The following is an 18,538-nucleotide window of genomic DNA, read 5'->3' as shown; positions in this document are numbered from 1 at the left end:
TCCGACGACCACTCCGAAGGAGGCCGGCCTCACCGATGGGCGGCATCGATCTGCACACCCACCTCGCGCCCGTGCTGAGCGAGTCCGAGATCGCCGGGCTGCCCGGCGTCTCGCTCGCCGGCGGACGCCTCGCGGTGGACGGCTCGCACGGCGGCCCGCCGCGGCTCAACCGGCCGGACGCCCTGGAGGCGTGGCTCGGTGAGCGGTCCCTGGACGCCGCGGTGGTCTCCGCGCCGCCGCCGTTCTTCCGCCAGCACCTGCCCGGCGACGAGGCCGCGCGCTGGGTGCGGGCGCTGAACGGCGGCATGCGGCGGGCCGTGGCGGGGCGGCCGGCCCTGCTGCCGATGGCCTACCTCCCGCTGGAGCACCCCCGGGTCGCGGTGGCGGAACTCGGCCGCCTCCTGGCCGAGGACGGCTGGGCCGGGTTCGCCGCCTCGGCCGGCGGGCGGTCGGTCAGCCTGGCCGACCCGTCGCTGGAACCGCTGTGGCGGCGCCTGTCGGACGACGGCCGGCCGGTCATGCTGCATCCGGGGCACAGCCCCGACGACCGGCTGGGCGAGTTCTACCTCGCCAACCTGCTGGGCAACCCGTCCGAGACCGCCCTCGCGGTCGCGCAGCTGCTCTTCGGCGAGGTCGTCGACCGGCACCCGGGGCTGCGGTTCCTCCTGGTGCACGGCGGCGGCTGCGTGCCCGCGGTGCTCGGACGCTGGCAGCGGGGCGCGGACACCGACCGGCCGGGCGTGCCCGCGCTCGCCCGGCCGCTGCGCCAGGTGCTCCGCGGCAACTTCTATACGGATTGCCTGACGCACGATCCCGACGTCGTCGATCTCGCGGTGCGCGTGTTCGGCGCGGACCGCGTGGTCCTCGGGAGCGACTGGCCCTTCCCCATGGGCAGCGACGACCCCGTCGCGCTGCTGTCGCACCGCGACGCCGGCTTCGTCCGGCAGGTCGGTGAGGACAACGCCAGGTCCCTTCTAGGAAAGCCCGGACACACGGCGGCGGAGATCTAACCGCAGTCATGAGTGCGCTATGTGCTCGCCGGCGTCATCGGCTCGGCCGCGCCGGAGAGCACGGATAAGGAGTAGCAATGAAGGTCACCTGGTTCGCCAGGAGCGTCGCGGTCGGCGGCGTCGTGCTCATGGCCGCCGCGTGCGGCGGTGGAGGCGACGGCAAGTCCGGCGGCTCCACCGACACCGTCCACTACCTGACGTCGTTCAACACCTTCGGCCGTGACGCCTTCGCCTACGTCGCGGAGGAGAAGGGGTACTTCAAGGAGGCGGGCCTCGACGTCGACATCAAGCCGGGGAGCGGCACGGTCGACGTCATGAAGCTGCTGGCCGGCGGCCGCGCCGACTTCGGCGCCGGCGACTTCACCACCGCGCTGATCACCATCGCCAAGCAGAAGCTGCCGGTGACCGCGGTCGGCATGGTGCACCAGAAGTCGCTGGCCGCGGTCGTCGCGCTCGACGGCGGCGGCATCGCGACGCCGAAAGACCTGGAGGGCAAGACCATCGGCGACCAGCCGGGGTCCACCAACCAGGTGACGTTCCCGGTCTATGCCAAGGCGGCCGGGATCGACGCGGGCAAGGTCAAGTTCGTCCCGTCCGCTCCGCCCGCCCTGCCGCAGCTGCTCGCGACCGGCAAGGTCGACGCGATCGGGCAGTTCGTCGTGGGCCGGCCGCTCGTCGAGAAGGCGGCGCAGGGCAAGAAGGCCGTCATCCTGCCGTACGGCGACGTCCTGCCCGACCTGTACGGCAACGCGCTGCTGGCGTCCAGCAAGGTCGCCAAGGAGAAGCCCGAGCTGGTGAAGAAGTTCTCCGCCGCGCTGTTCAAGGGCCTGCAGTACTCCATCGCCCACCCGGAGGAGACCGGCGAGATCCTCAAGAAGCGCCAGCCGACCCAGGACGCGGCCGTCGCCGCCGCGGAGGTCCGCGCGATGGCGCCCTACGTGGCGCCGCAGGGGGCCACGGTCGGCGCGGTCGACAAGGCCCGGGTCGAGGAGAACATCCGGCTGCTCGGCGAGGCCGGCGCGATCTCCGCGAAGCCGGCCACCGACCAGGTCGTCGACTTCGGCGCGGCGGCACAGGGCTGAGGAGGGGACGTGATCGAGCTCAAGCACGTCTCGCAGGTCTTCGCCGGACGCAAAGGCGAGGTCCACGCGCTGGACGACATCAATCTCGAGGTCCGCCGCAACGAGTTCGTGACCCTGGTCGGCCGCTCCGGCTGCGGCAAGTCGACCATGCTGCGGCTGATCGCCGGGCTGCTGCGCCCGACGTCCGGGACCGTGACGGTCGCGGGCGAGCCGGTGACCGGGCCCAGGCAGGACGTCAGCTTCATGTTCCAGCGCTCGGCGCTGCTGCCGTGGCGCAGCGTCCTGGACAACATCATGCTGCCGGTGGAGATCCTGCGCCTGGACAAGCGGGCCATGCGCGAGCGCGCGCACGAACTGCTGCACCTGGCCGGGCTCGCCGGTTTCGAGAAGCGGCTGCCGCACGAACTGTCGGGCGGCATGCAGCAGCGCGTCTCGCTGTGCCGCTCGCTGATCCAGAACCCGAAGGTCCTGCTCATGGACGAGCCGTTCTCCGCGCTCGACGCGCTGACCCGCGAAGAGCTGTCCATAGAACTGCAGCGCATCAAGATGGAGCAGGAGACGACCATCATCTTCGTCACCCACTCCATCGAGGAGGCCGTGCTGCTCGCCGACCGGGTCGTGGTGCTCAGCCCCCGGCCCGGACGGCTCCGCAAGATCGTCGACGTGGACATCCCGCGGCCGCGCACGCTCGGGCGCAACGCGCACGCGGACCGGGTCGCCGAGGTCAGCGCGGAACTGCACGAGCTGCTGATGCCGACGCCCGCCGCCGCCGCCGAGGGGGCCTCATGACCGCCGCGTCCACCGGCCGGCGCCACGTCCGCCGGACCCGTCCCGCCCTCCGGCTCAACGGGCGCGCGGCCGACTGGGGCCTGCCCGTCCTCGGGCTGGTCGCCGTGGTCGCCCTCTGGTGGCTGGCGACGATCGTCTTCTCGATCGAGAAGCTGCTGGTGCCCTCGCCGAAGGACGTGTTCGACTCCTTCACGGCCCAGTCCGGGTACCTGCTGGAGCAGACCTGGGTGACCCTGCTGGAGACGGTCGAGGGCTTCGCGGTCGCGGTCGTCGTCGGCATCCCCATCGCGATGCTGATCGCCGGCTCGCGGCTGCTGGAGAAGATGATCTACCCCTTGCTGCTGGCGGTGAACGCGGTGCCGAAAATCGCGATCGCCCCGATCCTGGTGGTCTGGATGGGCTTCGGGCAGCTCCCGAAGGTCGTCATGGTCTTCCTGCTATGCTTTTTCCCCGTCGTGATCTCCACCGCCGTCGGGCTGAAATCCACCCCATCCGAGCTGACCGAGCTGGTCCGCTCATACGATGCAGGTCACATGCAGGCATTCTTCAAGGTCCGGTTCCCCTACGCGCTGCCGCAGGTGATGGTCGGTCTCAAGACGGCGATCTCGCTGGCGGTCATCGGGGCGGTCATCGCCGAATTCGTCGGCGCCGACTCCGGGCTCGGCTTCGTCATCGTGCAATCCGGCTCGAGCGCGGACACCCCGCTGGCCTTCGCCGCGATGGTGCTGCTCGGCATCATCAGCATCGTCCTCTTCTACGGGCTCGTCGCGCTGGAGAAGGTCCTTCTCCCCTGGGCTGAGGCGAACCAGTGAGCACGAGCGGACGCGGCATATTCGAACTCTCCCCGGACAATCCCGGCTCGCGGCGAACCCTCGCCGACACGGCCGCCGCCGAACTCCACCGGATGATCCTGGCCGGCGAACTGCCGGCCGGGTCGCCGCTGCGGCTCACCGATCTCGCCGGGCAGCTCGACATGAGCCCGATGCCGGTGCGCGACGCGATGCGCCGGCTGGAGGCGCTGGGCCTGGTGGAGATCATCCCCCACAAGGGGGCCAAGGTCCGCGAGCTCAGCGAGGCCGACCTCCGCGACACCTACGAGGTCCGCGTCGAACTGGAGTCCCTCGCGGTGGGACGGGCGGCCCTGCATTTCGACGCGGAGGCGGCCGCCCGCGCGGAGCGCGCGCTCGAAGAGCACGAGTCGCTGCTGGCCAATGGCGATGTGGAGGGCGCACGGCGCGCGCACACCGAATTCCACTTCACCATTTACCACGCGTCCGGTTCGCGCTGGCTTCCCAGGGCCATCGAGCCGGTGTGGCAGAACAATGAACGGTACCGATTCGCCTCCAAACCGGATGCGGAGCGGCGCCGTCTCAGCCACGCGGAGCACCGCGCCATCCTCGACGCGTGCATCGCGGGAGACCCCGACCGCGCCACCGCGGCCCTGCGCGACCATTTGGAAGGGGCCATGCGGAGGATCCTCGCGGGCATGACCCGCCCGACCTCCTGACCGCGCGACGACCGATGGGTTCCCGCCCGCCGACCCGGCCGGGCGGGAACCCGCCGGCCTCCGAGAGCCCGGCGAGCAGGCCGGCCCGGCCACGACCGGCAGCGCCGGGCCGACGCGCCCGTGCATCGAGCAACTCCGCCCGCCGCGTGCGATTTTGAGCGTTGTTTGCCGGTGCCGGAGCGTTGCGGCGACGGCTCCGGGCAGGCACCACGCAAGCGTGGTTGGAGGTATCGAATGCCGTCGACCCTGCTCAGCGGCGCGAAGGTGTGGGACGGCCTCGCCGACGAGCCGGCGGGCCCGCAGGACGTGCTGGTGCAGGACGACCGGATCCGGCAGATCGCGGCGGGCATCGAGGCGCCGCCGGGCGCCGAGGTGGTCGATCTGGGCGGGCACACCCTGACGCCGGGCTTCATGGACTGCCACACCCACGTCACCATCACGCCCGACATCATGTCCGTGTTCACCGGGTCGCCCACGGCGATGGCGCTGCGGTCGCTCTCGGTCCTGCGGACCCTGCTGATGAACGGGTTCACCACCGTCCGGGATCTGATGTGCGCCGATGTCGGCTACGGCATCGTCGATCTGCGCGACGCGGTCGAAGCGGGCTGGATCACCGGGCCGCGCATGCGGGTGGCCCCGCACCTGATCTCGGCACGCGGCGGGCACGGCGACTTCAGCACGGTGCTGGCCGGCCAGTTCCAGGGGGCCCCGCCGCCGTTGGAGCTGGCGTCGGCGGACGGCTGCGACGAGATCCGCACCCGCGTGCGGCAGGAGGTCCGCGCTGGCGCCGACTGGGTCAAGTTCGCCGCGACCGGCGGGTTCTCCAGCCCCGGTGACGATCCGGGGCGGACGACCTACTCCGAGGAGGAGATGACCGCCCTGGTCGCGGCGGCGGCCGACCTCGGCGTCCCGGCCACGCCGCACTGCTACGGCGACGAGGGCGCGCGGCGGGCGGTGCGGGCGGGCGTTCGCAGCATCGAGCACGCCAACCTGGCCTCGGCGGAGACGCTGAAGATGATCGAGGACGCCGGCGTCTTCGTGGTCCCGACCCAGTACACGATCATCACCGACGCGCGGAACGCCTTCAACGAGGGGCACTGGAGGGGCGCGCCGGCCTTCAAGCCCCGCAAGTTCCAGGCGTACCAGCAGGCGCTGCTCGACAGCGCCGAGAACCTCGCCGCGAGCGAGATCCAGATCGCCTTCGGGACCGACGCCGGCATGTTCCCGCACGGCGACAACTGGCGGGAGTTCCCGATGATGGTGTCCAACGGCATCCCGCCCGCCCGCGCGCTGAAGGCCGCCACCAGCGTCGCCGCCGACCTCCTCGGACTCGACGCCCTCGGCGTCCTCGCCGAGGGCAAGATCGCCGACATCGTCGCCATGCCCGGCGACCCGTTCACCGATATCCAGGCCACCGGGCAGGTCGACTTCGTCATGAAGGCGGGCGAGGTCTACAAGCGCCCCGGCAGTGCGCCGGGTTAGGCGCGTTACCTGTAAGTGTGCTCCGGGGCGGGGAAGGCGCCGGTGGCGACGTCATCGGCGTAGGCCCGCGCGACGTCGCCGAGGCTCCGGCGGACATTGGCGTACCGCTTCACGAAGCGCGGCGCGCGTCCCTCGGTCATCCCGGCGGCGTCGGTCCACACCAGCACTTGGGCGTCGCAGTCCGGACCCGCGCCGATGCCGACCGTCGGGATGTCCAGAGCCGCGGTGACCTCGGCGGCCAGCGCTCCCGGTACCGCCTCCAGGACGACCGCGAACGCGCCGGCGTCCTGCACCGCCCTGGCGTCCCGGAGCAGTTGCCGCGCCGCGGTCTCGCCGCGTCCCTGGACCCGGTGGCCGAGCATGTTCACCGACTGGGGCGTCAGCCCCACGTGCCCCATGACGGGAATGCCCGCGCCCACCATCAGCGCGATCTGCGCCGCGCTGCGCTCCCCGCCCTCCAGCTTGACCGCGCCGACCCCGGCCTCCTTGACGAGGCGCGTCGCGCTGCGCAGGGCCTGGGCGGCGTCGCGCTGGTAGCTGCCGAACGGCAGGTCGCCGATGATCAGCGCGCGCCGGGTACCGCGCACGACGGCCGCCGCGAGGAAGAGGACCTCCTCCAGGGTGACCGGGACGGTCGAGTCGTATCCCAGGTGGTTGTCGCCCATCGTGTCGCCGACCAGGAGGACGGGGATCCCCGCCTGGTCGAAGGCCGACGCGGTCATGGCGTCGTAGGCGGTGAGCATGGACCACTTCTCGCCCCGCCGCTTGGCGGCGGCGAGGTCCCGTACCGTCACCCGGCCGGTGGGCGTCCCCGAGTGCTGCGAGGTGCCGGTCCCGTCCGGCGCCGCCGGTTCGAGGGCAGGCCAAAGACGCGTCATGACGACTCCGTTCACCATCTCGAGGCGCCCTGGCGGCGTCCCCGGACTCCCGGTCATCGTGACACGGCCCCCGGGGCCTGTACAGTCACGCGATTGACCCCGCAGGGTCAGGAACTCGGCCGGGTTGCGAAGAGGTGCTGGTCGGGGGCGGGGAGCCATTGGCGGTCCGGGTCGAAGGGCTCGAACTCGGCTCGGATATGGCGGGTGAGCAGATCCAGGGCCGGGTGCCGGCCGTCGCTGGGGTAGAGCAGCGACCAGGGGTAGACCGGAGTGGGATCGACCAGCGGGATCCTGACGGTGTCCGGATGCCACTGGAGCCGCGAGCGCTCGCCGACGATGCTCGCGAGCGCGCCGGCGGCGACCTCTCCGACGAAGTGCTCGTAGCCGAAGTCGGGCCCGGTGGTGTCGATCCGGACGTCGAACGCGGCGCCGAGAAAGCGGTGGTACTCGGCCCACTCGCTCCCTTCTGCGTTGCCGGGCATCCACACGGTGGTGCCGGCGAGCCGGGCCGTCTCCACCTGCCGCAGCCCGGCCAGCGGGTGGTCGCGGCCGACCAGGAGCTGCGCCGGCTCCAGGTAGGCCGGCAGGCACGCCAGTCCGGCCTCCAGGGTTCCGGTGACCCGGCAGAACGCCGCGTCCACCGATCCGCGGGTGAGCGCGCCGCGCGCGGACCGGAGCCCGTTCGAGGTGATGATCTCGATGTCGACGTCCGCGCGGGCGTCGTAGAACGCGCGGACGAGGTCGATGGCGGCCGTCCGGGTGTCCAGCACATCGACGCGGAGCGCGCGGCGCCGGCCGCGCAGCGCCGCCACCGCCTGGTCGGCGGTGCCGACCAGGGCCCGCGCGTGGGGGAGGAGGATCCGGCCGTCGTCGGTGAGCTCGGCGCCGGTGTGTGAGCGGGCGAACAGCCGCGCGCCGAGGGCGGCCTCGAGGGCGGCGATGCGCTTGGAGACGGCCTGCTGGCTGATGCCTAGCCTGACCGCGGCCTCGCTGAAGTACCGGTCCTCGGTGACCGCGACGAAGGCCCGCACCGCGGCCAGGTCCAGGTCCAGCGCACCTGCGCGCACAACTGATGGTTGTGCCGATGCGGCGTGTTGATTGTTGGACACTGCTGCTCGCTCTCCGGTCGAATGCTCGGGTTCCCGGCCGAACCTACAACCGAAGGGCGTGGTCGCCGTGCGGTCGTTCGTGCATCTCCACGTGCACACCGAGTACAGCATGCTGGACGGCGCCGCCAAGATCGGCCCGCTGATGGACGAGGTCGCGCGGCGGCGGATGCCCGCGGTGGCGATGAGCGACCACGGCAACGTGCACGGCGCCTACGAGTTCTTCCACGCGGCGGCCGCCGCCGGCGTCAAGCCGATCATCGGGACCGAGGCGTACGTCGCGCCGGCGTCGCGGTTCCACAGGCAGGCGGTGTACTGGAGCGACGACCTCGCGCTGCGCCGGGCCGACGACGAGACCGGCGAGGGCGGCGACGTGTCCGGCCGCGGCCTGTACACGCACATGACGATGTGGGCGGCGGACGCCGGCGGGCTGCGGAACCTGTTCCGGCTCCAGTCGCGGGCGTGGCTGGAAGGGCACGTCCAGAAGTACCCGCGGATGGACGACGAACTGCTCGCCGAGCACGGCGCGGGCATCATCGCCACGACCGGCTGCCCGTCCGGCGCGGTGCAGACCCGGCTCCGCCTCGGCCAGTACGACCGGGCCCTCGAGGCGGCCGCGCGCTACCGCGACATCTTCGGCAGGGACAACTACTTCCTGGAGCTGATGGACCACGGCCTGGCCATCGAGCGGCGCGTCCGCGACGACCTGCTGAGGCTGGGCGAGCAGCTGAAGCTGCCGCCCCTGGCCACCAACGACTCGCACTACGTGACCGAGGACCAGGCGGCGGCGCACGACGCGCTGCTGTGCATCGGCACGGGGAAGCAGCTCGCCGACCAGAACCGGTTCCGGTTCTCCGGGTCGGGCTACTTCGTCAAGAGCGCCGCGCAGATGCGGGAGCTGTGGGACCGCGAGGTCCCCGGCGCGTGCGACAACACGCTGCTGATCGCCGAACGCGTGGGCGACTACGGCGAGGTCTTCGCCCACCGCGACCTGATGCCCCAGTTCCCCGTCCCCGACGGGGAGAGCGAATCGTCGTGGCTGCGCAAGGAGGCCCTGGCCGGCGCGCGGCGCCGCTACGGCGGCGACCCGCCGCGGGACGTCCTCGACCGCATCGACTACGAGCTGTCGGTGATCGACGGGATGGGGTTCCCGGGGTACTTCCTGGTGGTCGCCGACATCTGCCGGCACGCCCGCGCCGAGGGGATCGGCCTCGGCCCGGGCCGCGGGTCGGCGACCGGGTCGATGGTGGCGTACTGCACGGGCATCACCGAGCTGGACCCGATCGAGCACGGGCTGATCTTCGAGCGGTTCCTCAACCCCGAGCGCGTCACGATGCCCGACGTCGACCTCGACCTCGACGACCGCCGCCGCGACGAGATGATCGACTACGTCACCGCGAAGTACGGCGGCGACCGGGTGTGCCAGATCGTCACGTTCGGCACCATCAAGGCGAAGGCCGCGGTGAAGGACGCCGGCCGGGTGCTGGGCTACCCCTACGCCCTCGGCGACCGGATCACCAAGGCGTTCCCGGCCGCCGCCGGCGGCAAGGAGATCCCGCTGTCGGCCATCCTCGACCCCGCCCATCCCCGCCACGGCGAGGCCACCGAACTGCGGAAGATGTACACCGAGGACCCCGACGTCCGCCGTGTCATCGACACCGCGATGGGGGTGGAGGGCCTGACCCGCGGCACCGGCGTCCACGCCGCCGGGGTGATCCTGTCGTCCGAGCCGCTGATCGACGTCCTGCCCCTGGTCAAACCCAAGCAGGACGGCCCGGTCATCACCGGGTTCCCCTTCACCCAGGCCGAGGAGATGGGCCTGCTGAAGATGGACTTCCTCGGGCTGCGCAACCTCACCGTCATCAACGACGCGATCGCCGGGGTGAAGGCCAACAAGGGGATCGACATCGACATCCTCACGGTCCCGCTCGACGACGCCCGGACCTACGAACTGCTCGCCCGCGGCGACACCCTCGGCGTCTTCCAGCTCGACGGCGGCGGGATGCGCACCCTGCTGCGGCTGATGCGCCCCACCGAGTTCACCGACATCGCGGCGGTCTCCGCCCTGTACCGGCCGGGGCCGATGGAGATGAACGCGCACACCAACTACGCGCTGCGCAAGACCGGCAGGCAGAAGGTCGAGCCGATCCACCCCGAGCTCAAGGACGCGCTGGAGCCGATCCTGGGCGACACCTACCACTTGGTGGTCTTCCAGGAGCAGGTCATGGCGATCGCCCAGCAGCTCGCCGGGTACTCCCTCGGCGCCGCCGACATGCTGCGCCGCGCGATGGGCAAGAAGAAGAAGGAGGTCCTGGACGCCGAATGGGGCAGGTTCTCCGCCGGCATGCGGGACCGCGGCTTCTCCGACGAGGCGGTCAAGGCCGTCTGGGACGTGCTGGTCCCCTTCTCCGGATACGGCTTCAACAAGTCCCACACCGCCGGATACGGCGTCGTGTCGTACTGGACGGCCTACCTCAAGGCCAACCACCCCGCCGAATACCTCGCCGCGCTCCTCACCTCGGTCGGCGACGACAAGGACAAGATGGCGGTGTACCTGGCCGACTGCCGCCGCCTGGGGATCAAGGTGCTGCCGCCCGACGTCAACCAGAGCGAACTGGACTTCACCGCCGTCGGGCACGACATCCGCTTCGGCCTGGGCGCGATCCGCAACGTCGGCGCGGGCGTCGTCGACGCCATCGTCGGCACCCGCCGGGAAGGCGGTGCCTACGGCGGCTTCAACGACTTCCTGGCCAGGGTCCCGCAGAGCGTCTGCAACAAGCGGGTCATCGAGTCGCTGGCCAAGGCGGGCGCCTTCGACGGCCTCGGCCACCGCCGCAAGGGCCTGGTCATGGTCCACGAGCAGGCCGTCGACGCGGTCATCGACCTGAAACGCAACGCCGCCCGCGGCCAGGACTCGCTCTTCGGCGCGTCCACGGAGGCCGCCGAGACCCTCACGGTCGAGGTCCCCGAGGAGGAATGGGACAGCGGCACCCTGCTGGCCTTCGAACGCGAGATGCTCGGGCTGTACGTGTCGTCCCATCCCCTGGACGGCGCCGAACCGATCCTTGAGGCCAACCGCGACACCACGATCGCCGACCTGCTGGCCTCAGCCCGCGCCGACGCGTCCGTGCGGGTGGCGGGGATCATCTCCGGCCTGCAGCGCAAGGTCACCAAGCAGGGCAACCCGTGGGCGATCGTCACCCTCGAAGACCACGACGCCGCCGTGGAATGCCTCATCTTCCCCAAGACCTACACGCTGTACGGGCAGACCCTTGCCGAAGACCGGGTGATCTCCGTGCGCGGCCGGACGAACGTCCGCGACGAGGTGCTCAGCGTCTACGGGGAGGACATCGTCACCCTCGACCTGTCCCAGGCGGCCACCGAACCGCCCGTCGTCATCCACGTCCACGAGGACCGCCTGAACCCCCGGCTCGTCCAGGAGCTCAAGCAGGCCCTCACGGCCCACCCCGGGCGCACGCCCGTCCACCTCCTCCTGCACCGCCACGGGCCCAAGAGCGTCCTGTTCGACCTGCGCCCCTTCCAGGTCGCCCCGGGCCCCGCCTTTTACGGCGACATCAAGGCTCTGCTCGGCCCCGGGTCTCACACCTAGCCGAGGCGAAGTGAGTTGCTGAGTCGGCGGCCCGCCTCCGACCGGTCCATAGGCGGTCGGAGGCGGCTTCGCTCGAACCGGCAGAGAGTCTGAACTCGGCCCGTGCAGGCCGCGAAAGGCGCCGCAAAAGCCGCGTCGACTCTCTTTTCTTTGTTCGGCTCGCGTGCGGCAATTCTCACGCAGGGAGCTGAAAAGCCGCAGTTATGGCGACGGCGTGTGCTTTACGCCCGGCTGTGTCCGCGCCGGAAAGAACGCCCGTTCAGCAGGCGATGACCGACCAGGTCTCGGGGTGGTCATCGGTCGGGATGATCCAGCCGACGGCCTTGCCGGCATAGACGGTCTTGCAGCTCCCCAGACTGCCGTAGAGAACGCTGAAGGGCTTGCGCTTCTGCGTCCCGCTCGTGCAGTTGTGGTAGTGCAGCGACAGCGTGCCGTCGCCCTGCCTGGCGTAGGAGACTCCGCACGGGAACGTCGGGTCGGCGTGGGCGGGGGAGGTGGCCACGAGACCGGCGGCCGCGGTCAGCCCCGCGACCAGCACGGAAGCGGTCGTCTTCTTCATCGCTCTTCCTTTCGCCGGCGGATAGGGACGGCGGCGGCGTTGCTCAATTGCCGGGGCGGTCGATTGAGTAACCCGCCGAGTGGCGATTGAGTCATCGTATTTCCGTGGCCGTCCCTTCTGTGGGAACGTTTTAGCAATGTAACACCCTCGCCCATCCATGACTAGATCAACTACGCCGGAAAGTCGCTATTAAGCCTTTCCAACTTGATCACTGCTGGTCACATGATGTTCTGCGGCGGGCCTACCGGAGTGGACGTCGAGCCACGCGGCCGGGCGCCTTCCGCGGGGAGGGCGGTGACCTGGGTGAGGCCGGTACGGGGGTGGGGGCGGACGTCGGCGTCGACGCGGTAGACCTCGGCGAGCAGGCCGGGGGTCAGCACCTCGGCGGGCGTCCCGGACGCGACCAGGCGTCCGGCGTGCAGGACGCAGAGGCGGTCGCAGTGCGCGGCGGCGAGGTTGAGGTCGTGCAGCGCGATGACGGCGGTGGCGCCGAGGCGGCGGACGAGGCGCAGCGCGTCGATCTGGTGCCGGAGGTCGAGGTGGTTGGTGGGCTCGTCCAGCACGAGCGTCCCGGTCCGCTGGGCGAGCGCGCGGGCGATCAGGACGCGCTGCTTCTCACCGCCCGACAGCCGGTCGAAGGGCGCGTCGGCGAGGGGCACGGCCTCCAACTCGGCCAGCGCTTCGGTGATGACGGCGCGGTCCGCGGCGTCGTCGCCCTGGAACGCGCGCTTGTGCGGGGTGCGTCCCATCGCGACGACGTCGCGGACGGTCAGCTCGAAGTCGCCGGGAGTCTCCTGGAGGACGGCCGCCAGCCGCCTGGCCAGGTGCTTGCCGGGCATCCGCCAGATGTCGTCGCCGTCCAGCAGGACCCGCCCGGAGGTGGGACGCCGCGCGCGGTAGAAGGTGCGCAGCAGCGTCGATTTCCCGGCGCCGTTGGGGCCGACCAGTCCCACGACCTCGCCGGGGACCGCGGTCAGGGAGACCCGGTCGACCAGGGGGCGTCCGCCGATGACGACCGAGACCTCCTCGGCGCACAGGCTTCCGGGCGCGGCGCTCACCGGGTTCATCGGGCCGCCCTCCGGCGCATCAGGTACAGGAAGAACGGCCCGCCGACCAGGGCGGTGAGGATCCCGACCGGGATCTCCTCGGGGCTGATCAGGGTCCGCGCGGCCAGGTCGGCGGCGATGAGGAAGGCCGCGCCGAGCAGCGCCGCGGCGGGCAGCGCGCGGCGGTGGTCGGCGCCGACCAGCAGCCGGACGGCGTGCGGCATGATCAGGCCGACGAAGCCGATCGAGCCGCTGACCGCGACGACCGTGCCGATCATCAGGGCGACCAGGACGAACGCGGCCGCGCGGAAGCGGTGCACGTCCAGGCCGAGGGACGCGGCGGCCTCCTCCCCGGCCAGCAGGAGGTTGAGCGGCCGGGACAGCCCGAGCAGCACCGCGGTCCCGGCGAGCACCGCGGCCGCCGGGATCCACAGGACGGTCCAGGTGGTGCCGGCGAGTCCGCCGAGCGTCCAGCGCAGCGCCGCCTCGGCGCCGCGCGGGTCGTCGGACGTGATGATCAGGTAGCTGGCCACCGCCGACAGCACCTCCGCCGTCGCGACGCCGGCCAGCACCAGCCGCACGGTCGTCATCCGGCCGCCGGAGCGGGCCAGGGAGTACACCAGGAGCAGCGCGAGCAGGGCGCCGCCGAACGCGGCCAGCGGCAGCGAGAACATGCCGAACCAGGCCACGTGCAGCACCACGACCAGGACCGCCCCGACCGTCGCGCCGGACGACACCCCGAGCAGCATCGGGTCGGCGAGCGGGTTGCGCACCAGCGCCTGCAGCGCCGTCCCGCACACCGACAGGCCCGCGCCGACCACCCCGCACAGCAGCACACGGGGGAGCCGGACGTCCAGCACGATCGTCTCGCGGACGGGCGGCCAGGCCGGGTCGGCCAGCGCCGGATGCAGGCGGTGCAGCAGGATGCCCCAGACCTGCCCGGGCGGCAGCCGGACCGAGCCGGCCGCGATCCCGGCCGTCGCCGCCGCCAGCACCAGCGCCGCCAGCAGCACCAGCACCAGCGCGTAGGGGAGCCGGCGGCGCGGACCGGGCGCGGCCGGCGCCGTCCGGACGCCGGAGCCGCGGGCCTCGGCCAGGCCGGTCACGCGAAGCGGTCCGGATGCAGTTGCCGGGCCAGCGAGTCCACCGCGTCCGCGACCCGGACCCCCGTCACCGTGGATGACAGCGGCAGCACCGCGAACCGCCGGTTCTTGATGGCGGGGACGTCCTTGAACGCGGGAGTGCGCAGCAGGAACGTCTTCTTGTCCTCGGCGGACTGCTCGCCGTAGTCGTAGATGAGGACGACGTCCGGCGCCCGTTCGGCGAACTGCTCGAACGATACGTCCCCGTACGGTTTGTCCACGTCGGCGAACAGGTTGGCGCCGCCCGCGAGCCGGATCATCTCGTTGCCGATCCCGGCGCCGCCCGCGGTGAAGACGGTCTTGTCGCCGCTGTCGTAGACGGCCACCTTGACCGGGGCCGCGCCCGCCAGCCTGCGCTTCACCCCGTCCAGGACGGCGCGCATCGAGGCGAGCCGGCGCTCCGCCCGGTCCGGAACGCCGAAGATCTTCGCGACGGTCCGGATCTCCTGCTCGACGGTGGCCATGGTCACCGGCCCTTCAGGGCATTCCTCGATGTTCAGGCGGGTGGCGATGCCGGCCTTCCGCAACGCCGCCCGGCCGCGGCCCTCCTTCTCGTCGAAGGTGCTCGTCCAGCCCCCGTACACCAGGTCGGGTTCGGCCGCGAGCAGCGTCTCGTAGGAGGGGTACTCCTTGGAGAGCACCTTCACCCCGTCGTAGGCCCGCCGGAACTCCGGCAGGACCGCGTCGTCGAGGTAGCCGGTGCCGACCATCGACTTCTCCAGACCGAGCGCCAGCATCACCTCGGTCGCGTGCTGGTTGAGTGAGACCGCCCGCTGCGGCGGCCGCTGATAGGTGGTGGTCACGCCGCAGTTGGCGTCCGTCACCGGGAAGCCTGGGGGCGCCGCGCCGGCCTGCCCGCCGGCGGTGCCCGCCGCGCCGCCGCCGCATCCGGCCGACAGCAGCACCAGCGCCATCAGCGAAGCCAGGGCCCGCCTACCGCGCGCCCGCGTCGCCCGTACCGGCGCGGACTCGCGCAGCCGTGCAGGGAACGCTGAACCCATGGGCATACAGCCCCTCCTCCCTGGGGAGATCCGCCCCAGTTGTTCCGAGGAGGCGACCGCGTGAGTCTCCTGGCTCTCGGGTCAACGCTCGTCCCGGCCTTCCCACCCGCGGGCGCGGGCAGTGGCATGGTTCGGGATCCGCTCGCCGATCACAGTGGCGGGACCGCGCCGGATTCGCACCGGCTTCCTCGTTCCGCCGTCGCCTACTCCGCACATCGTGACACATGCCGCGCGCGTGGCCGGTCCCCGGCCGGGCGCGTGCCCGGTTCGCCGTGCCCTTTGCGCCGGTCGGCCTCCGATGAGCGGTTCGTCACACGATGATCTTCCTTGACAGACCACTGCTGCATGTCCTTAGTTACTGCATATGACTTGCAATAACTGAGGGGATGCATGACTTCGTCACCGGTGGCACCGTCCGCCGCGGCCGTGGAACCCGACCTCGACGACCTGGGCGCGTCCTCCCGCCGGCGCCGGTACCTGCTGCTCCTGCTCGGGCTCCTGGCGGTCTTCCTGGCCACGGCCGTCGCGGCGGTCGGGATGGGCGCGGTGGCGGTGCCGCCGGCGACCGTCCTCGACGTCGTCGGCCACCACCTGATCGGCACCCCGGCCGAGGTCACCTGGCGGCCGGCGCACGACTCGATCGTGTGGCGGGTCCGGCTGCCGCGCGTCCTGCTGGGGGCGGCGGTCGGTGCCGGGCTCGCCGTCACCGGCATGGCGCTGCAGGCGATGGTGCGCAACATGCTCGCCGACCCGTACCTGCTCGGGGTCAACTCCGGCGGCTCGACGGGAGCCGCCGCCGCGATCCTGTTCGGGTTCGGCGCGGGCTGGGGCGAGCACGCGCTGCAGATCGCGGCGTTCCTGGGCGCGCTGGCCGCCGCGCTGCTGGTCTTCGTGATCGCCCGAACCGCCGGGCGGATCACCTCGACCCGGCTGCTGATGACCGGGGTGGCCGTCGGCTACGCGCTCTACGCGCTGACCAGCTTCCTGATCTTCGCGTCCGATTCGGCCGAGGGGTCGCGGTCGGTGCTGTTCTGGCTGCTGGGCACGCTGGCGCTCGCGCACTGGTCGGCGCCGCTGTTCGTGGTCGTGGCGGCCGTCGTCCTCGTGACCGCCCTGCTCACGCTGTGGGGGCGCCGCCTGGACGCGCTGGCGATCGGGGACGAGACCGCGCACACCCTGGGCGTCGCGCCGGCGCGGTTCCGCCTGGTGCTGCTGGTCCTGGTGTCGCTGGCGGTCGGGGTGCTGGTGGCCTCGTCGGGCAGCATCGGCTTCGTCGGGCTGGTGATCCCGCACCTGGCGCGGCGCGTCGTGGGGGCCACGCACCGCCGGGCGGTTCCGGTCGCCGCGCTGATCGGTGCGACCTTCCTGCTGTGGGCCGACCTGGCCGCCCGCATGGTCCTCAGCCCGCAGGAACTGCCGATCGGCATCATCACCGCGCTGGTCGGGGCGCCGTTCCTGCTCATCCTGGTCCGCCGCCTGCACGCCGGAAGCGAGTGAGACAGCCATGATCGAAGGACGCGGGCTCGGCTACGCCTACGGCGCGACGACCGTGGTGCGCGACATCGACGTGCGGGCCGAATCCGGCCGGGTCCTCGGGCTGCTCGGCCCCAACGGCAGCGGCAAGACCACCGTTGTCCGGATGCTCACCGGGATCGTGCCGCCCCGCAGCGGGCAGGTGCTGCTCGACGGGCGCCCCCTGGACTCCGTGCCCCACCGCGAACTCGCCCGGCGGGTCGCCGTCGTGCTGCAGGAGCCGGGAGGCGACCTGCCGATGACCGTGGCCGACATGGTCATGCTCGGCCGGGCCCCGCACCAGTCGACGTTCTCCCGCAACAGCGCCGACGACCACCGGATCGCGGCGGCCGCGCTGCGCAGGGTCGGCGCCCGGCACCTGGCGGACCGGATCTTCGTCCGGCTGTCCGGCGGCGAGAAGCAGCGCGTGATGATCGCCCGCGCGCTGGCGCAGCAGCCCGCGCACCTGGTGCTCGACGAGCCGACCAACCACCTCGACATCCGGTTCCAGCACGAACTGCTCGCCATGGTCCGCGGGCTCGGCATCACCACGGTCATCGTGCTCCACGACCTCAACCTGGCCGCGCGGTACTGCGACGACGTCCTGGTCCTCCAGCGGGGCCGGGTCGTCGCGCACGGCCCGTGCGCCGACGTCCTGACGCCCGAACTCCTCGAAGGCGTCTACGGCGTCGGCGTCGAACGCCTGGAGACCTCCCGCGGCATCCAGTTCCTCTTCCACCCGCTCGACGCCGCGGCCGCCGCGCCGTCCCCGACCACCGGTTGACCAGAACGCCGGACGACCACCGCAAGGAGCGATGCGCAAGATGAAGCGATTCCTCGCCTGGGCCGGGGCCGGACTGCTGGCCGCCGCGCTGGCCGGATGCGCCCCGGCCGGCCCGGAGACGGACGGCCGGGGCGGCACGGCCGTGAGCTACCCCCTCACCGTCAAGAACTGCGGGGTGGACGTCAGGGTGGACAGGGCGCCCACCCGCGCCATGATCGTCAACAGTGCCCCGCTGCAGTACCTGTCCTCGCTCGGCGTCCTGGACCGGCTGGGCTCGCGGGCCGGGAAGTTCCCCCCGGAGTACTACTCCGAGCAGACCCTCGCGGCGGTCGCCAAGGTCCCGTCCCTCACCGACCGGCTCGGCTCCGACGGGCACCTGAGGATCTCCACCGAGGCGATCATCGCGCAGGAGCCCGACCTGCTGCTCGGCCTGCCGGAGGGCGTCACGCGGGAATCGCTCGCCGCGGCCGGCATCCCCGTCCTCCTCGAACCCAGCTTCTGCCCGGACGGGATCGAGGACCCCGGCTACGAGACGATCTACGGCCAGATGCGGCTGTACGGCACGGTCTTCGACCGGCGGGCCGAGGCCGAGCAGGCGGTAGCGGACCTCCAGAAGCGCATCAAGACCGTTGAAGCGGGCCTGACCGGCCAGAAGGGCCGCAAGGTGGCCGTCCTGTGGCCCTACCGGGGCGAGGGCACCGTCGGCGCCTACGGCAGCCGGAGCATGGCCACGCCGCAGCTCGAGACGCTCGGCGCCCGGAACGTGTTCGCCGACGTCGACAAGCGCGTCTTCGAAGTCTCCATGGAGGAGCTGCTGGGACGCGACCCCGACACCATCGTCCTGCTGCACACCGACGGCACCGACCAGGAGATCGAGCAGGCCCTGCTCGACATCCCCGGCGCCGAGGACCTGCGCGCCGTCGAGAACGACGCCGTCATGGTGCAGCTGTTCAACTTCACCGAACCGCCCACGCCCCTGGTCCTCGACGGCCTGGAGCGCCTCGCCGCCCACTTCAAGGGAGAGTGAACG

At 71.8% G+C, this 18,538-nt stretch carries 16 protein-coding genes and 1 riboswitch; of the genes, 10 read left to right on the top strand and 6 right to left on the bottom strand.

The genetic code is table 11. The features are described 5' to 3' along the window. Positions 1–35 precede the first annotated feature (35 nt). The 6 genes from ACGFI1_RS23615 (at position 36) to ACGFI1_RS23590 (ending at position 5,870) form a co-directional block, all read left to right on the top strand. On the top strand, positions 36–1,010 hold the full coding sequence (locus ACGFI1_RS23615; RefSeq protein ID WP_392787880.1) for an amidohydrolase family protein: 975 nt from the start codon (positions 36–38) through the stop codon (positions 1,008–1,010). A 77-nt stretch (positions 1,011–1,087) separates the two neighbouring features. Then, positions 1,088–2,092 carry an ABC transporter substrate-binding protein gene (locus ACGFI1_RS23610; RefSeq protein ID WP_386873373.1) on the top strand — a complete coding sequence of 335 codons (1,005 nt, stop codon included), beginning with the start codon at positions 1,088–1,090 and terminating at the stop codon, positions 2,090–2,092. A gap of 9 nt (positions 2,093–2,101) precedes the next feature. Next, positions 2,102–2,881, top strand: a complete 780-nt coding sequence (locus ACGFI1_RS23605; RefSeq protein ID WP_392787878.1) for an ABC transporter ATP-binding protein — start codon at positions 2,102–2,104, stop codon at positions 2,879–2,881. Then, on the top strand, positions 2,878–3,693 hold the full coding sequence (locus ACGFI1_RS23600; protein WP_138635083.1) for an ABC transporter permease: 816 nt from the start codon (positions 2,878–2,880) through the stop codon (positions 3,691–3,693). Before ACGFI1_RS23605 ends, ACGFI1_RS23600 begins: the two co-directional genes overlap by 4 nt. Then, complete coding sequence (locus ACGFI1_RS23595) at positions 3,690–4,388, top strand: GntR family transcriptional regulator (RefSeq protein WP_205719117.1); 699 nt, start codon at positions 3,690–3,692, stop codon at positions 4,386–4,388. Before ACGFI1_RS23600 ends, ACGFI1_RS23595 begins: the two co-directional genes overlap by 4 nt. Positions 4,389–4,622: 234 nt before the next feature. Beyond that, complete coding sequence (locus ACGFI1_RS23590; protein WP_392787875.1) at positions 4,623–5,870, top strand: metal-dependent hydrolase family protein; 1,248 nt, start codon at positions 4,623–4,625, stop codon at positions 5,868–5,870. Positions 5,871–5,875: 5 nt separating this feature from the next. Here the strand turns inward: ACGFI1_RS23590 and panB are convergent, their stop codons facing one another. Further along, positions 5,876–6,748 carry a 3-methyl-2-oxobutanoate hydroxymethyltransferase gene (gene panB / locus ACGFI1_RS23585; protein WP_392787872.1) on the bottom strand — a complete coding sequence of 291 codons (873 nt, stop codon included), beginning with the start codon at positions 6,746–6,748 and terminating at the stop codon, positions 5,876–5,878. A gap of 107 nt (positions 6,749–6,855) precedes the next feature. Further along, positions 6,856–7,815 (bottom strand): LysR family transcriptional regulator, encoded by a 960-nt coding sequence (locus ACGFI1_RS23580; protein ID WP_392787869.1) that lies wholly within the window; start codon positions 7,813–7,815, stop codon positions 6,856–6,858. Positions 7,816–7,915: 100 nt separating this feature from the next. Here ACGFI1_RS23580 and dnaE point away from each other — a divergent pair, with 100 nt between their 5' ends. Then, positions 7,916–11,464 (top strand): DNA polymerase III subunit alpha, encoded by a 3,549-nt coding sequence (gene dnaE, locus ACGFI1_RS23575; RefSeq protein WP_392787867.1) that lies wholly within the window; start codon positions 7,916–7,918, stop codon positions 11,462–11,464. A 259-nt stretch (positions 11,465–11,723) separates the two neighbouring features. Here the strand turns inward: dnaE and ACGFI1_RS23570 are convergent, their stop codons facing one another. From ACGFI1_RS23570 to ACGFI1_RS23555, 4 genes are all read right to left on the bottom strand, one after another. Then, positions 11,724–12,023, bottom strand: coding sequence for a hypothetical protein (locus ACGFI1_RS23570; protein ID WP_392787864.1), 300 nt, complete (start codon positions 12,021–12,023; stop codon positions 11,724–11,726). Positions 12,024–12,241: 218 nt separating this feature from the next. Beyond that, the gene (locus ACGFI1_RS23565) at positions 12,242–13,090 is read right to left on the bottom strand and encodes an ABC transporter ATP-binding protein (RefSeq protein ID WP_392787862.1); all 849 of its coding nucleotides are present in this window, start codon (positions 13,088–13,090) and stop codon (positions 12,242–12,244) included. Next, positions 13,087–14,175: a FecCD family ABC transporter permease gene (locus ACGFI1_RS23560; protein WP_449202373.1), complete on the bottom strand. Its 1,089-nt coding sequence runs from the start codon at positions 14,173–14,175 to the stop codon at positions 13,087–13,089. The genes ACGFI1_RS23565 and ACGFI1_RS23560 overlap by 4 nt, the downstream gene beginning before the upstream one ends. Then, a complete protein-coding gene (locus ACGFI1_RS23555; protein ID WP_392787861.1) occupies positions 14,172–15,218 on the bottom strand; it encodes an ABC transporter substrate-binding protein in 1,047 nt (348 codons plus the stop codon). The genes ACGFI1_RS23560 and ACGFI1_RS23555 overlap by 4 nt, the downstream gene beginning before the upstream one ends. A 40-nt stretch (positions 15,219–15,258) precedes the next feature. Beyond that, positions 15,259–15,438: riboswitch (cobalamin riboswitch) on the bottom strand. Positions 15,439–15,602: 164 nt separating this feature from the next. On the opposite strand from ACGFI1_RS23555, the gene ACGFI1_RS23550 reads away from it, so the two are divergent. The 3 genes from ACGFI1_RS23550 to ACGFI1_RS23540 are packed head-to-tail and all read left to right on the top strand — an operon-like array spanning position 15,603 to position 18,535. Further along, complete coding sequence (locus ACGFI1_RS23550; RefSeq protein ID WP_392787858.1) at positions 15,603–16,709, top strand: FecCD family ABC transporter permease; 1,107 nt, start codon at positions 15,603–15,605, stop codon at positions 16,707–16,709. Between the two features lie 7 nt (positions 16,710–16,716). Beyond that, the gene (locus ACGFI1_RS23545) at positions 16,717–17,508 is read left to right on the top strand and encodes an ABC transporter ATP-binding protein (protein WP_392736127.1); all 792 of its coding nucleotides are present in this window, start codon (positions 16,717–16,719) and stop codon (positions 17,506–17,508) included. A 31-nt stretch (positions 17,509–17,539) separates the two neighbouring features. Further along, a complete protein-coding gene (locus ACGFI1_RS23540; RefSeq protein WP_392787856.1) occupies positions 17,540–18,535 on the top strand; it encodes an ABC transporter substrate-binding protein in 996 nt (331 codons plus the stop codon). The last annotated feature ends 3 nt before the right edge of the window (positions 18,536–18,538 follow it).

The organism is Actinomadura geliboluensis (genome assembly GCF_043197915.1).
GTDB classification, from domain to species: domain Bacteria; phylum Actinomycetota; class Actinomycetes; order Streptosporangiales; family Streptosporangiaceae; genus Spirillospora; species Spirillospora geliboluensis.
Note: the sequence above shows the minus strand (reverse complement) of the source record. Positions and strands in the feature narration are given on the sequence as shown.

Excerpts from the sequence above, each read along its gene's own strand:
- ACGFI1_RS23615 (WP_392787880.1), top strand. The coding sequence starts at position 36 with ATGGGCGGCATCGATCTGCACACCCACCTCGCGCCCGTGCTGAGCGAG.
- ACGFI1_RS23610 (WP_386873373.1), top strand. The coding sequence starts at position 1,088 with ATGAAGGTCACCTGGTTCGCCAGGAGCGTCGCGGTCGGCGGCGTCGTG.
- ACGFI1_RS23600 (WP_138635083.1), top strand. The coding sequence starts at position 2,878 with ATGACCGCCGCGTCCACCGGCCGGCGCCACGTCCGCCGGACCCGTCCC.
- ACGFI1_RS23590 (WP_392787875.1), top strand. The coding sequence starts at position 4,623 with ATGCCGTCGACCCTGCTCAGCGGCGCGAAGGTGTGGGACGGCCTCGCC.
- panB (WP_392787872.1), bottom strand. The coding sequence starts at position 6,748 with ATGACGCGTCTTTGGCCTGCCCTCGAACCGGCGGCGCCGGACGGGACC.
- ACGFI1_RS23570 (WP_392787864.1), bottom strand. The coding sequence starts at position 12,023 with ATGAAGAAGACGACCGCTTCCGTGCTGGTCGCGGGGCTGACCGCGGCC.
- ACGFI1_RS23565 (WP_392787862.1), bottom strand. The coding sequence starts at position 13,090 with ATGAACCCGGTGAGCGCCGCGCCCGGAAGCCTGTGCGCCGAGGAGGTC.
- ACGFI1_RS23555 (WP_392787861.1), bottom strand. The coding sequence starts at position 15,218 with ATGCCCATGGGTTCAGCGTTCCCTGCACGGCTGCGCGAGTCCGCGCCG.
- ACGFI1_RS23550 (WP_392787858.1), top strand. The coding sequence starts at position 15,603 with ATGACTTCGTCACCGGTGGCACCGTCCGCCGCGGCCGTGGAACCCGAC.
- ACGFI1_RS23545 (WP_392736127.1), top strand. The coding sequence starts at position 16,717 with ATGATCGAAGGACGCGGGCTCGGCTACGCCTACGGCGCGACGACCGTG.
- ACGFI1_RS23540 (WP_392787856.1), top strand. The coding sequence starts at position 17,540 with ATGCGCAAGATGAAGCGATTCCTCGCCTGGGCCGGGGCCGGACTGCTG.